Here is a 12,425-nt window from a genome sequence, read left to right on the forward strand (position 1 = left end):
AGCCGCCGCCGGCGCCCGAGGCGCCGCCCGGGGCGCCGGCGACACCGTCGGGCCGGATCGGCTACGGCGAGGCGCTGCGCACCGCGGGCACATCCCAACTCGCGGCGCTCGCCCTGCCCGGCGTCGTCGGAATCATCGTGCTCACCGCCGTGGGCGGCCTCCTGGGATACCGCCAGGCGAAGGCCGGCCAGGCGCTGAGGGCGCGCGGCACAGCACGATTCATGAACTGAGGGGTTTCGTTCACTCCGACGGGGTGAGCAGCGCATAGTGGAAACATCGGACTGGGTCCGAACGGGTCGAGAAGGTTGGAAAGGGGAGCCATGCCTGCGAGCCGGCGCGTCACCCGTGCGGTCAGCGAGGTGCTCGACCTTGCCCCGCGCCGGGGCGAAGTCTCGTTGCCCCGGCTGGTCGAGGCGGTCAGCGCCCACCGCGACCGGCCCATCGAGCTCACCTCCGGCGACCTGCCGCCGGGTGTGTGCGGGCAGTGGCGGCAGTACGCCGACCGCGACGTCTTCCTCATCCAGCAGGGCCTGCCCGCGTGGGACCGCACGTTGGCCCATGAACTGGGCCACCTGGTGCTCGGGCACGAGGGCATCCCTGTCACGCAGGCGGCCCGTCAGAACACCGAGGTGGCCAGCTCGGAACTCATCGGTTACATGCTCAACCAGCGGACTGGATGCATGGGACCCAGCGGAGAAGATGCCGAACAGGAGGCCGAGGACTTCGCCGCCCTGCTCATCTATCGGCTGGGCCGGCTGCCGTCGGACCGCTCCTCGATCGTTCAGGTGCGGCTCGGAGAGGCGTTTGGTTGATCGTCTGGGTGATCGCCGGCCTCCTCGGCCTGGCGACCGGACTTCGCATCGGATGGGCGCTGGTCAACAAGCAGTCTCTGGTCAGCACCGCGATGATCCTGGCTCTGGGCAGCCTCGGCGTGGTGGCGGCGTTGAACTGGCAGCCGCTGACGCTGTTGATCGACACACTGCTGCGCTGGCCGAACATCTCGATGGGCCTCAGCCAGGTCGCGTTGATCGCCTGCGCGGCGGGCAGTTGCGTGATGATCACGACGGTCTCGTCGCTGCGCTCTCCGGCGGCGGCCCGAAAACTGGCGATGGTGCAGTACGGCGTGGCGGCCCTGATCGCGGTGGTGAGCCTGGCGGTGTTCTTCGCCGCGGGCAGGCAGCCGGAGATGGCGCCCGAGGAGTACCTGCGGCGCAGCCTGGGCTCCGACGGCACGTCGATCCCGTGGCTGCTGCCGCTGCTGTACGTCATGCTCGCGCTCAGCCTGGTCGCCTGGGCGGGCCTGCGACACAGTAACCGGACACGGCGGGGCCGGGCGCTGTTCGTGTTCACCGTCGGCATCGTGCTGATCGTCGCGGCGCTGGCCTTCTTCCTTCTGCGCGCGGTGGGCACCAGCGGCCTGGTCGGGGTCGGCGCCGCGGCGACGCTGCTGGGCTGCGCGATGCTGATCGTGGCCGCGGGCTCGCTGCTGCCCAGTCTCGAGGACTGGTTCGGCGCGCGCCGCGAGCTGCGCACGATCCAACCGCTGCTGACCGAACTGGGCCGTCGGCACCCGGACGTCGGCATCGGGGTCCGCCCACGCGGGCCGCTGGTCTTCCGCGTGGCCGAGCGCATGTCCCTGATCTCGGACGCGCTGTTCCTGGAGGCGACAGCGGCGTCCGGCGCGCTGCAGCGCGTCGAGGCGAGCGGTGGTGGACCGAAGGTGGGCGAGGCGGAGACGGACGGCGAGGAGCATCTCGCAGACGTCGAAGCACCACCCGATGTGCCCCCGGTCGACCAAGCGGCCGCCATCGCGGCGTGGATCGCCCTGGGGGAGGAATTCCCCGGCCTGCCCTGGTTACGGCAGCCGGCGACCTACTCCGATCGGGAGTGGATCCTTGAGATCGCGCGTCAGTACGGCGCTCTGGACTCCGGCAGGTCGAGGGGCGATCTTCGCCGTTACGACCAGCCGGAGTGACGGAGGCTAATCCTCCAGGTTCTCCTTGCGGCGCAGCTCGTCGACCTTCTGCACGATGTCCTGCTTCGCCTCGGCGGACAGGCCCACCGTGCGTGCCGCGATGCGGCGAACGCCCTCGTCGCGCATTCCGGCGAGCAGCGTGAGCTCCTTGTCGAGCTTCTCGTAGTACTCGTCATCGGTGAAGTAGGCAGGCTTGATCCGGAAGAAGTTGGCAAGCGCGGCCATGGTCGCCACGGACGGGTTGGTGCGGTTGCCGGAACGCAGCTGTGACAGATAGGGAGCCGACATGGTCACCCCCTCGGCCTTGAGTGCCGCGATCACCTCGGCGGAGGTGTGGGGGCCGCGTCCTGGCGGGTAGACGGTGTCGAACAAGCGGTTGAGTCGAGCGGCAAACGTGTTGCTCATGGGATTGACCTCCACATACAGACGAGCGGGTTTTTGGGGCGGCGTATTTGCTGATCATCGTAGCGACAGATGTGTCCACAACCAAGTGCAAACCACATAAAACTGCTCCCAGGCTCGTGTCGCGTTCCGCCGCTGCTCGTGTGAACGACGCCGACGTGGACACCTCCCACCCCCGCGGCAAGGTGCAGCTAGGCAAATAATAACGCCTCCGTAGCAAGCATACGCGCGGCTTTTCCAGAGGTGGCGGCTTTGGGGATTCGCGATCCGTTGCCGGCAACCGCTCGCGAAACCCTGGCCCCCCGGAGCGACGTTTGCTGGACGTGAGGTTTGTCACCACGCACACGACGGCGTGACACATGCTCCATTCCTCGTCGCGCGCAAACCCCCGCCGCGATGGGGCGCGGCTCAGACGGGAAAGCTGTCAGTAGCCAGTGGCAGACGACGGAATGGGTGGCTCAGGCGGCCAGAAGCATCGCGAGAATCGCCGTGTCGGGATGGCTGATCGGGTCGACACCGACGCGGCTGACCATCGACGTCACGGTGCCGTCCGATTCTGCCTCGACCCACGCCGCGCGATGCTCGAGCCCGAGATGAGGCAGGCCGGGCAGCAGCACGCACCCGGACGCGGCACCGCTGCACTCCGGCAGCGACGGCGTGGTCTCCGACGGGGGATGCAGCATCAGCAGCGCGGGCGGCTGGCGCTCGGCGAAGTGCCCGGGCGCGACCGCGGAGTCGCCCACCACGGTTCCCTCGGCGAGGACGAGACCGACCGTGCCCGGTTCGGGTTCGTCAGGCAATTCCTCGCGCGCACCGAAGATCGTCGTCGTGGAGAGCAGACCGGGCAGCGAGGCCACGCGGACCGCGACCATCAACAGCTGCGCCCACTCCTTGGTCGAGTCGGGCCAGCGGCCGGACACCACGAACCCCTTCAGCGACCCGCGCGAATGAAACGGTGCGATCTCGATCGCCCGACCGGACCCGAAATCCATCTCGCCTCCCGGCATCGGTGAGCAAAAGCAGACACGTCTGTGGGTCGATTTGCTCAGGATGCGGCAGATTCCCGGTGACGCGCAAGTGGACACGAGGGGTACGGCCGGACGCGCCGACGAAAACCGGCCCGGTCGACGAACGACCGGGCCGGGTGACGTGGATGTGCGGAAGAGATCAGGCAGGCGGGTAGACGCCCATCTGCTTGCCCTTGTCGGTCTGCCAGAAGATGTCGGCGATCTCGTCGATCGTCTTGAGCAGCTTCTCGGCCACGGCGGCGTCCAGCGACTTCTTCACGTCGCCGGCACCGTGCACGCCGTCCCAGAACAGCTGGTGCAGGTTCGGGAACTGCTCGAAGTGGTCCTTGGTGAAGAAGTCGGCCCACAGCACCATCAGGTGGTGCTTGACCTCTTCGGCCTGCCGCTCCTTGATGATGATCGCGCGGGTCTTGAAGTGCTCATCGTCCGAATCGTGGTACTTCTGAATCGTTTTCAGGCAGGACAGCGCCTCGATCTTGGCCTGCGCGGGATCGTAGACGCCGCAGTACAGATCGCAGTGGGCATGGGCAGGGGTTGCGTTGGCGAAAAGTCGATGCAGCATGGTCCTAACTTACCCTCAAGGTCATGAGGCGTAACCAGGGGCGGCGGCTCTTTCCGCACGGCTCACCGGTGCGGCGCTTCGTGGTCGTGGAGGACTCCATGCGCCCGACTCTGGTGCCCGGCGACGGACTGCTCGCAGTGCGGTGCGGCACCCCGAAGACGGGGCAGTTGCGGGTGTTCCCCGACCCGCGGATGTCGACGCGTTATCTGATCAAGCGGGTCGGGGGAGTGCGTCGCTCACCGGAAGGCACGACGTTCGAGGCCGTCTCCGACAACGCGGGCGCGCCGGGGGTGATCGATTCGCGGGAGTTCGGCTGGGTGCCGGCGGCGCAGTCCTACCGGGTGCTGTGGACGGTGCGGTCAGCCCGTTGAGGCGGGCGGGTCAGAACAGGACGAGCACGGCGAGCACACCGAGCAGGACCAGAGCGATCAGTCCCGCCCGCAGGAACGCCATCAACTGGCTGCGGGTGTAGACGCGCGAGGACGTCTGCCACTCCGACGGAGGGTAAGCGGATCCCGAACCCATCGACGACTGCGCCATCAGACGCTCCTCACCTGCACGCTTGATACCTCCCCCAAGTCTTCACCCCAGTGAGATCGGTCACATATCGAACCCTGTGACCGCGATCATAACCTCATCTGTTCGCCGCGGAAAAATCGGCCGGGGCGCTCGCCCGGTGCAGACCAATTCGTTAGTCGTACGAGGCATTTCGCTCGGTTCGTTTCCTGTCCTGCCAGAGGGCTGTGAATCGCTGTGGCGTTTCGCGGCCCCGTTATCCACAACCCGGGGGGTCCACGCGCCGATCGAGCGGCTCATCGCCGGGTCGCCACCGTTCCGGCCTGTGGATGAACCTGTGGAATCTGTGGATAGCGTGCGCCCGGGGCCGATATTGCTGCCGCAGCGGCAACGCTGGTGCCCTGCGTCCGGCGCATGTCAGCATGGCCACATGGACGACACCGGTGTGCCGCAGGCCGCGATCGAACAGGTGCCGTCGGCGTTCGACGACGCCGACGATGCGCGCGTGCTTCTCGACGTGCGCGAAGACGACGAGTGGCGCGCCGGGCACGCGCCCGGCGCCCGCCACATCCCGATGAGCGACATCCCGGCCCGGATGGCGGAGATCCCGCCCGACGCCGAGTTGTTCGTCGTCTGTCACGCCGGGGGCCGCTCGCAGCGGGTCGCCCAGTATCTGGCGCGCAACGGCTACCGTCCCGTCAACGTCAGCGGGGGCATGCTCGCCTGGGCCGGTGCCGGCCGGCCGGTGGTCACCGACGACGGCGGGACGGGCGCGGTCTGAGCCGGCTCCCAGACGGCGACATTAAGCTGGCCGGATGATCCAGGTCTGCTCCCAGTGCGGGACGCGGTGGAACGTGCGCGACCGGCAGCGGGTGTGGTGTCCGCGCTGCCGGGGCACGCTGCTCGCGCCCGGGAGCCCTGCCTCCTCACCGGAGTGGAGCCGCGGCCGGCCCGGACCTGCGCAGCGCCGGCCCGGATCTGCTCTGCCGTCGGGTTTCCGCTGGGTCGCGGTCCGGCCGGGTACCCCGCCCCCGCCGCGGCGCCCCCGTCGCGCGCTCGGCCCGACACCGCGCTACGCCACGATCCCGCGCTGGGGTCTGGTCGAACACTTCGAGACACCCCCCGAGGAGCGCCCGGTCCGCACCGGTCCTTCGCTGAACGCGGTCCGGATGACGCTGGTGACGACGGCAGCGGTGCTTGCGGCGGCCGCGTTCGTCCATCTGATCCGGTACGTGCTGCTCATCATCAACCGCACCGTGCTGCTCAACCCGTGGGTGGCCGGCATCGCCACCTGGGGCGGGGTCGCCATCAGCGTGGTGGCGGTCTTCATGGTGGTGGCGAGCGCGCTGCTGCTGTCGAACTGGCTGGTGACCCGTCGCGCTGCGGCCTACGCCCATCATCATCACGAGGACCCCCGGCCGTCGTGGGCGCTGCGGGCCGGGAGCCTGATCCCGCTGGTCAATCTGGCGTGGGCGCCGGTGTTCGTGCTCGAACTCGCCCACGTCGAGAATCGGCAGCGGTGGATGGGCCGGCCGATCGTGGTGTGGTGGGTGGTGTGGATCGCGAGCACGGCGGTGTCGCTATTCTCGATCGCGACCAGTTTCACCACGGATCCGCAGGGCATCGCCAACAACACCGTGGTCACGATCGTGGCCTACCTGTTCGCCGCCGCGGCGGTGCTGCTGGTCCTGCAGGTGTTCCTGGGCTTCGAACGCCAGCCCGTCGAGCGGCCGTCCAAGCGCTGGGTGATGGTCGCCGCAGCCGGCCCGAAGGACACCGCCGAGGACACGAAAACCGACGATCCCGCGCGTGCGGTTGAGCCCGAAGGGCAGAACCCGGCAGCATAACGGTATGAGCTCCGGCGGGACGTCCGACGGCCACCCTTTCGTGGTGGCCCACCGCGGCGCCTCCGCCGACCGGCCCGAGCACACCCACGCCGCCTATGAGCGTGCCCTCGACGAGGGCGCCGACGCGGTCGAATGCGACGTCCGGCTGACCCGTGACGGCCATCTGGTGTGCGTGCACGACCGTCGGTTGGATCGGACGTCGACCGGTTCGGGTCTGGTCAGCGAGATGACGCTGGCGCAGTTGCGCGAACTCGACTACGGGGCGTGGCACCCCAGTTGGCGCCCGGACGGCAGCCACGGCGACACCGGTCTGCTGACGCTGGACGACCTGGTGTCGCTGGTCCTCGACTGGAACCGGCCGGTGAAGATGTTCATCGAGACCAAGCACCCGGTGCGCTACGGCGCGCTGGTGGAGAGCAAGGTGCTGGCCCTGCTGCACCGGTACGGGATCGCGTCGCCGGCGTCCGCCGATCTGTCCCGCGCGGTGGTGATGTCGTTCTCCGCGGCCGCGGTGTGGCGGATCCGCCGCGCGGCACCGCTGCTGCCGACGGTGTTGCTCGGGGAGACCTCCCGCTACCTCGGCGGGGGCGCGGCGACCACGGTGGGCGCCACCGCGGTCGGTCCGTCGATCGCCACGCTGCGCGCGCATCCGGAACTGGTGGACCGGGCGGCCGCGCAGGGCCGCGCCCTGTACTGCTGGACCGTCGATCACTACGAGGACGTGCAGTACTGCCGCGACCTCGGGGTGGCGTGGATCGCGACGAATCACCCTGGCCGCACCAAGGATTGGCTGCAGAACGGGCTGACCGGCGCGGGCCGCGACTGACGCCCCTACGGGTTCGCGGCGTCGAGCACGTCCTGCGGGATCGGGGCGTCGGAGGCCAGGGCCGAGAACAACTGCTGGGCGGCGTCGCTGTCCCACACGACGATCGAGCCCGAGCCGTTCTCGGTGAACTCCCCGATCGGCACCGTGATGTTCTGCATGTCGCCGCGCAGCGCCCAGCCCAGCCGGGCCAGGTCCCAGATGTGGTCGCCGTCGTCGACGGTGACGGTGTCGGCCGCGGCGCTCGCCATCGGGTACCACCGCAACGGGTTGAGCAGCACCGACGGGCTGGCGGCCCGGTGCACCAGCGTCGACATGAACGCGCGCTGGTTGGCCATCCGGTCGAGGTCTGCGCGCGGGGTGGCCCGGCTGCGGACGAAGCCGAGGGCCTGCTGCCCGTCGACGTGCTGACAGCCCGCGGGTAGGTCGATACCGGCCAGCGGGTCGCTGATCGGCTCGGTGGGGCAGACGGTGACGCCGCCGACCGCGTCGACGAGGCCGGCGAAGCCGCCGAAGCCGATCTCGGCGTAGTGGTCGATCCGCAGTCCGGTGGCCTCCTCGACCGTCTGGGTCAGCAGCGCGGGACCGCCGAGGGAGAACGCGGCATTGATCTTGTCGCTGTCGTAGCCGGGGATCGGGACGTAGGAGTCGCGGGGGATCGAGACCATCGTGGCCGGGGTGCTCGATCCCAGACCCGGCAGGTGCACCAGCAGGATCGTGTCGGTGCGGCTGTTACCCAGGTCGCCGCCGGTGGCCAGCTCGGCCTGCTGTTCGGGGGTCAGGTCAGAGCGGCTGTCGGAGCCCACCAGCAGCCACGTCGTCCCGGCGCCCTGGGCCGGGCGCTCGGCGTAGTCGGTGAGCGCGGGGATGCGCCGCAGCGACGTGTCGATCCAGACGCCGACGCCCACCAGGGCCACGCACACCACCAGCAGGACCACGGGCACCAGACGCAGCCACCGCCGGATGCGGCCGCGCGTGCGGCGCGGTGCGGGGGGAGCAGGAGGCGGCACCGGCCGGCGGGCGCGCGGCGGTGGTGGCGGTGGGGGTGTGGCCGGCCGCGACGGCCGGGCCTGCGGGGGCACAGGAGGAGGGGCGACGGGCCTGCGCTGCGGTGTGGGCGGATTAGGCGGCCACACCGGTGGCGGGGGCCGGTAGCGCGGATCGCGCCGGAGCGACTGCGGCGGCTCTCGCCGGGGCGGATGTCCCCGCGGCGGCGGCGGTGGAACCGGCCCCGGGACAGGCGGCCGCTTGTCGGTCACAGCAAGAACCTACTGCAACCAGCCCAGTCTGCCGGCGAGCAACGAGTATCCGACGAAGGCGACCGCGTCGATCAGCGTGTGCGCGATGATCAGCGGCCACAGCCGGCCGGTGCGCTGCCAGGCGTAGCCGAACACCAGCCCCATCGCGACGTTGCCCAGCCCGGCGCCGAAACCCTGGTACAGGTGGTAGGTCCCGCGCAGCAGGCTCGAGATCACCAGCGCGACCCAAGGATTGACCCGCAGCTGGCGCAACCGGGTGAGCAGGAAGCCCACCACGACGACCTCTTCGGCCCATCCGTTGCCGAAGGACAGCAGCAGCAGCACCGGGATGCGCCACCAGGTGTCGTTGAGTTCGGCCGGTTCGACGGAGGCGTTCACCCCGAGTACACGGGCGATCTGATAGAGCGCCAGACCGGGAACGCCGATCATCAGCGCGAGCCCGACACCACCGAGAATGTCCGAGCGCCAACGGATTCGGGTCAGGCCGATGCGTGCGGGTCCGTCACCGCCGCGCCACAGCAGGTACAGGGCGAGCCCGCCCCAGGCCAACAGCTGGAACAGCCCGGCCAGGTTGAGGCCCAGGTCGATCAGGCTGAACGGCGAGCGGCGCGGGTTCAGTGCCACCGTCTGCCCGGACAGTCCGAGCAGGACGGCCTCGATCAGCCGCAGCAGCGCGGTGTAGGCGCTGAGCGCGAAGGTCACCGCCAGCACGACGGCGATCTCGATGCGCAGGGCGCGGCGCTGTGCCTCGGTCAGCTGGTCGGCGGGCGAGCTCACCGCAGCTACGGTAGCGGTGCGTCCGCTCAGACGCGTCGGGCGCGCAGACCGTTGAGGAACGGGCATCCCATCAGCACCCGGATCGCCCGGCTGAGCCCGGTGACGTCGTCGACCGGCGCGGCGAACGGCAGGCGCACATCGTGGTCCCCGCCGTCGGATTCCACCCGCAGCGCGACCCCGTACCGGTCGAGGCCCAGCGGACGCACCCGTCCGCGCCGCAGAGCGCCGGGCAGCCGGTTGGCGAGCCGGTCGACGACGTCGCGGTGGTCGGACTCCAGGTGCTGCAGCCAGCAGGACTCCATCGCGCAGAACGGGTCCGGACGGGCGGCCAGCAGGTCGCCGACGGCGACGGACTCGGCGCCGGTGGAGTCGGCGGCGACCACCGACTCGATCTCCAGTCGCATCAGCGCATACCGGCTCTCGTCGGAATGCACCTGCAGCAGAGCGGGATTCGGGTCCGAGGCGGCGATCAGGTCGAGCAGTTCGCTGACGTCGCGGTCGGCGACCTCGCGCAACCGACCCTGGACCCAGACCAGCGAGCGCACCGGTTCGCGCAGTGCGATGGGCGCGTAGTCGGTCATCTCGAGCACCGCCTGCACGCCGGCCGCGCCGGCGGTGGCGACCGACGCGGCGAGCCTGCCCGCCGACGGCACCGTGACCGCGAACGAGCCGTCGCAGAGCAGGTGGTGCACCGGTGTGGTGGTGGGGTCGATGCCGTCGACGGCGATCATCGCGCCGCCTGCCCGTGCGCAGGCGCTGCGTATCCGCTCTGCGGTGGTCGGTGCAGTCATCGCGTCACCCTTTCGTTGGTAAGGTAACCCTAACTTAGGAGCGACGGCGTGGATGCGCAAGGCTTTCCCGCAGCGGAACGGGATTACCACACCGACCCGATAGGCTGTCGCCGTGTCCGGCATCGCCTATCTCGGTCCCGAAGGGACGTTCACCGAGGCGGCCCTGCGCGCGATCGAGTCGAACGGCCTGATCCCCGGTCTCCCGGAGCCGGTCACCCCGATCGCCACCGACAGCACGGCCGCCGCGCTGGCCGCGGTCCGTGCGGGTGAGGCCGCGTTCGCGTGCGTGCCGATCGAGAACTCGATCGAGGGGTCGGTGCTGCCGACACTGGACAGCCTCGCCGCCGGGTCGCCGCTGCAGATCTTCGCCGAACTGACCCTCGACGTGGCGTTCACCATCGCAGTGCGTCCCGGTACGTCCGCCGACGAGATCCGCACGGTGGCCGCGTTCCCGGTGGCGGCCGCCCAGGTGAAGCGCTGGCTGGCCGATCATCTGCCCAAAGCCGTTCTAGTGCCGGCCCATTCGAACGCCGCGGCCGCCACCGAGGTGGCCGACAGCAGGGCCGACGCCGGGGTCAGCACCGCGCTGGCCACTGCGCGCTACGGCCTCGAGGCGCTGGCCGCCGACGTCGTCGACGAGGCTAACGCCCGGACCCGGTTCGTCCTCGTCGGCGTACCCGCGGCACCGCCGAAGCGCACCGGCGCCGACCGCACGTCGGTCGTGCTGCGCCTGGAGAACGTGCCGGGCGCGCTGGTCGCGGCGATGTCGGAGTTGTCGATTCGCGACATCGACCTGACCCGCATCGAGTCGCGGCCCACCCGCGTCGAGCTGGGCACGTACATGTTCTTCCTCGACGTCGTCGGCCACATCGACGACGAACCGGTCGCCGAAGCCCTGCGCGCGCTGCACCGCCGCTGCGCCGACGTGCGCTACCTCGGGTCGTGGCCCACCGGCGAGGCCGCGGGCACGCCGCCACCCGCACTGGACGAGGCGTCGGCGTGGCTCGACGGGCTGCGGAAGGGCACGCCGTGAGCGGCCGGCTCGTCCTGGTCCGGCACGGGCAGTCGCACGGCAACGTCGCGCGCCGCCTGGACACCCGCCCGCCCGGCGCCGAACTGACCGACCTCGGCCGCGAACAGGCCCGTGGCTTCGCCGGCACGCTGACCGAGCCGCCCGGCATGATCGCCCACTCGATCGCGACGCGCGCGGTGCAGACCGCGAGTGAAATCCACGGCGCGATCCGCACCGCCCCGGACGGTCCGCACGCGTTCGAGGGCCTGCACGAGGTGCAGGTCGGCGAGCTGGAGGACCGCGCCGACGAGGCCGCCCACGACGAGTTCAACGCGATCTACCGGCGCTGGCAGGAGGGCGAGCTGAGCGTGGCGCTGCCCGGCGGCGAGAACGGACACCAGGTCTTGGAGCGCTACGTCCCGGTGCTCGACCAGCTGCGGATGCGTTACCTCGACGACGACGCCTGGAACGGCGACATCGTGGTGGTCAGCCACGGCGCGGCGATCAGGCTGGTCTCGGCCGTGCTGGCCGGTGTGGAGGCCGGCTTCGCGATCGACCACCACCTCACGAACGCCGAGGCGGTCATCCTCGCGCCGGTCACCGACGGCCGGTGGAGCTGTGTGCAGTGGGGCAGCCTGACCCCGCCGTTCGGGCCGGAGGCCTCGGTGACGACGGCAGGCGATTCAGCGGGCTCGTCAGCCGACCCGATGGGCTGACACCGCACCGACCTCGTCGCACACGCAGCCGACCGCGCTGCAGTCCAGGTGCATGTCGTGCGCCGCGGGCGGGGTGAAGCACCCGTCCTCCGTGCACTCGTCCCGACGGTAGGCGTGGTGGATCAGCGCACCGTGGCAGTGCTCGAGACCCGCCGCACAGGCACGGCACTGATCAGTCATGACCCATTCGTAGCACCGATGCCCGACGAGATCGTGGTGCCGCGCGAGGACGGCGGCGCTCAGCCCCAGCCGAGTTCGTGCAGCCGGTCGTCGTCGATGCCGAAGTGGTGCGCGATCTCGTGGATCACCGTGATCGCCACCTCGTTCACCACCTCGTCGTCGCTGTGACAGATGTCCAGCAGGGCGTCGCGGTAGATCGTGATGGTGTCCGGCAGGGCGCCGGCGTACCAGGAGTCGCGTTCGGTCAGCGCGACGCCCTCGTAGAGCCCGAGCAGCTCCGGCTCGTCGGCGTTGCGGTCGGCTACGAGGATCACCACGTTGTCGATGGCCGCCGCCAGGTCGGGCGGGATGAGATCCAGCGCGTCGCCGACCAACTCGTCGAACCGTTGCGGACTCATCCGCACGGCCACCGGGTCAGGTCCCCGGCGGCGGTGGCAGCAGCGGCGCGGGCGGCGGCGGTTCGGCCGGCGCCGGGGCGGGCGGCGCAGGCACGTCCGCCGGGGGAGGCGGGCCGTCCAGGGGGGCGCCCGGCGGGGG

Annotated in this window: 17 protein-coding genes and 1 pseudogene; 9 read left to right on the plus strand and 9 right to left on the minus strand. The window is 70.4% G+C overall.

Annotation, left to right across the window (positions count from 1 at the left end; translation table 11 throughout):
• The 3 genes and pseudogenes from MCHUDSM44219_RS30095 to MCHUDSM44219_RS25020 form a co-directional block, all read left to right on the plus strand.
• Positions 1-230: pseudogene (locus MCHUDSM44219_RS30095) on the plus strand (hypothetical protein); the annotation flags it as partial.
• Between the two features lie 90 nt (positions 231-320).
• Positions 321-812, plus strand: coding sequence for an ImmA/IrrE family metallo-endopeptidase (locus MCHUDSM44219_RS25015; RefSeq protein WP_048420976.1), 492 nt, complete (start codon positions 321-323; stop codon positions 810-812).
• Entirely contained in the window at positions 809-1,975 is a 1,167-nt protein-coding gene (locus tag MCHUDSM44219_RS25020) for a hypothetical protein (protein ID WP_048420977.1), read from the plus strand. The genes MCHUDSM44219_RS25015 and MCHUDSM44219_RS25020 overlap by 4 nt, the downstream gene beginning before the upstream one ends.
• A 6-nt stretch (positions 1,976-1,981) precedes the next feature.
• Here MCHUDSM44219_RS25020 and MCHUDSM44219_RS25025 read toward each other — a convergent pair whose 3' ends face one another.
• The 3 genes from MCHUDSM44219_RS25025 to sodN form a co-directional block, all read right to left on the minus strand.
• Complete coding sequence (locus tag MCHUDSM44219_RS25025) at positions 1,982-2,380, minus strand: helix-turn-helix domain-containing protein (RefSeq protein WP_043415751.1); 399 nt, start codon at positions 2,378-2,380, stop codon at positions 1,982-1,984.
• Positions 2,381-2,835: 455 nt separating this feature from the next.
• On the minus strand, positions 2,836-3,369 hold the full coding sequence (locus tag MCHUDSM44219_RS25030) for a hypothetical protein (RefSeq protein ID WP_048420978.1): 534 nt from the start codon (positions 3,367-3,369) through the stop codon (positions 2,836-2,838).
• Positions 3,370-3,544: 175 nt separating this feature from the next.
• Complete coding sequence (gene sodN, locus MCHUDSM44219_RS25035; RefSeq protein ID WP_048420979.1) at positions 3,545-3,967, minus strand: superoxide dismutase, Ni; 423 nt, start codon at positions 3,965-3,967, stop codon at positions 3,545-3,547.
• A gap of 23 nt (positions 3,968-3,990) precedes the next feature.
• Between sodN and MCHUDSM44219_RS25040 the strand changes: the two genes are divergently transcribed.
• Positions 3,991-4,338: a S26 family signal peptidase gene (locus MCHUDSM44219_RS25040; RefSeq protein ID WP_269084107.1), complete on the plus strand. Its 348-nt coding sequence runs from the start codon at positions 3,991-3,993 to the stop codon at positions 4,336-4,338.
• A 10-nt stretch (positions 4,339-4,348) separates the two neighbouring features.
• Here MCHUDSM44219_RS25040 and MCHUDSM44219_RS30400 read toward each other — a convergent pair whose 3' ends face one another.
• A complete protein-coding gene (locus tag MCHUDSM44219_RS30400; protein WP_165762024.1) occupies positions 4,349-4,507 on the minus strand; it encodes a hypothetical protein in 159 nt (52 codons plus the stop codon).
• A 406-nt stretch (positions 4,508-4,913) separates the two neighbouring features.
• Between MCHUDSM44219_RS30400 and MCHUDSM44219_RS25045 the strand changes: the two genes are divergently transcribed.
• Genes MCHUDSM44219_RS25045 through MCHUDSM44219_RS25055 form a run of 3 tightly spaced genes read left to right on the plus strand, consistent with a single transcriptional unit; the run spans position 4,914 to position 7,156 of the window.
• A complete protein-coding gene (locus tag MCHUDSM44219_RS25045; RefSeq protein ID WP_048420981.1) occupies positions 4,914-5,264 on the plus strand; it encodes a rhodanese-like domain-containing protein in 351 nt (116 codons plus the stop codon).
• Between the two features lie 34 nt (positions 5,265-5,298).
• Positions 5,299-6,330: a DUF4328 domain-containing protein gene (locus tag MCHUDSM44219_RS25050; protein WP_048420982.1), complete on the plus strand. Its 1,032-nt coding sequence runs from the start codon at positions 5,299-5,301 to the stop codon at positions 6,328-6,330.
• 4 nt (positions 6,331-6,334) lie between these two features.
• Positions 6,335-7,156, plus strand: coding sequence for a glycerophosphodiester phosphodiesterase (locus MCHUDSM44219_RS25055; protein WP_048420983.1), 822 nt, complete (start codon positions 6,335-6,337; stop codon positions 7,154-7,156).
• Positions 7,157-7,161: 5 nt separating this feature from the next.
• Here MCHUDSM44219_RS25055 and MCHUDSM44219_RS25060 read toward each other — a convergent pair whose 3' ends face one another.
• Genes MCHUDSM44219_RS25060 through MCHUDSM44219_RS25070 form a run of 3 tightly spaced genes read right to left on the minus strand, consistent with a single transcriptional unit; the run spans position 7,162 to position 9,980 of the window.
• Complete coding sequence (locus MCHUDSM44219_RS25060) at positions 7,162-8,412, minus strand: LCP family protein (RefSeq protein WP_337442284.1); 1,251 nt, start codon at positions 8,410-8,412, stop codon at positions 7,162-7,164.
• A gap of 9 nt (positions 8,413-8,421) precedes the next feature.
• The gene (locus tag MCHUDSM44219_RS25065) at positions 8,422-9,255 is read right to left on the minus strand and encodes a CPBP family intramembrane glutamic endopeptidase (RefSeq protein WP_413783649.1); all 834 of its coding nucleotides are present in this window, start codon (positions 9,253-9,255) and stop codon (positions 8,422-8,424) included.
• Positions 9,216-9,980, minus strand: a complete 765-nt coding sequence (locus MCHUDSM44219_RS25070) for a DUF2470 domain-containing protein (protein WP_048420985.1) — start codon at positions 9,978-9,980, stop codon at positions 9,216-9,218. The genes MCHUDSM44219_RS25065 and MCHUDSM44219_RS25070 overlap by 40 nt, the downstream gene beginning before the upstream one ends.
• 112 nt (positions 9,981-10,092) lie before the next feature.
• On the opposite strand from MCHUDSM44219_RS25070, the gene pheA reads away from it, so the two are divergent.
• Both pheA and MCHUDSM44219_RS25080 read left to right on the plus strand, forming a co-directional pair.
• Positions 10,093-11,013: a prephenate dehydratase gene (pheA, locus tag MCHUDSM44219_RS25075; protein WP_048420986.1), complete on the plus strand. Its 921-nt coding sequence runs from the start codon at positions 10,093-10,095 to the stop codon at positions 11,011-11,013.
• The gene (locus MCHUDSM44219_RS25080; protein WP_048420987.1) at positions 11,010-11,708 is read left to right on the plus strand and encodes a histidine phosphatase family protein; all 699 of its coding nucleotides are present in this window, start codon (positions 11,010-11,012) and stop codon (positions 11,706-11,708) included. The genes pheA and MCHUDSM44219_RS25080 overlap by 4 nt, the downstream gene beginning before the upstream one ends.
• On the opposite strand, the gene MCHUDSM44219_RS25085 is transcribed toward MCHUDSM44219_RS25080, so the two are convergent.
• Together MCHUDSM44219_RS25085 and MCHUDSM44219_RS25090 are read right to left on the minus strand one after the other, a co-directional pair.
• A complete protein-coding gene (locus tag MCHUDSM44219_RS25085) occupies positions 11,688-11,888 on the minus strand; it encodes a hypothetical protein (protein WP_048420988.1) in 201 nt (66 codons plus the stop codon). The two genes, MCHUDSM44219_RS25080 and MCHUDSM44219_RS25085, sit on opposite strands and share 21 nt — an antisense overlap.
• Positions 11,889-11,947: 59 nt before the next feature.
• Positions 11,948-12,298: a metallopeptidase family protein gene (locus MCHUDSM44219_RS25090; protein WP_048420989.1), complete on the minus strand. Its 351-nt coding sequence runs from the start codon at positions 12,296-12,298 to the stop codon at positions 11,948-11,950.
• Between the last annotated feature and the right edge of the window lie 127 nt (positions 12,299-12,425).

Source organism: Mycolicibacterium chubuense (assembly GCF_001044255.1).
Classification (GTDB): Bacteria; Actinomycetota; Actinomycetes; order Mycobacteriales; family Mycobacteriaceae; genus Mycobacterium; species Mycobacterium chubuense.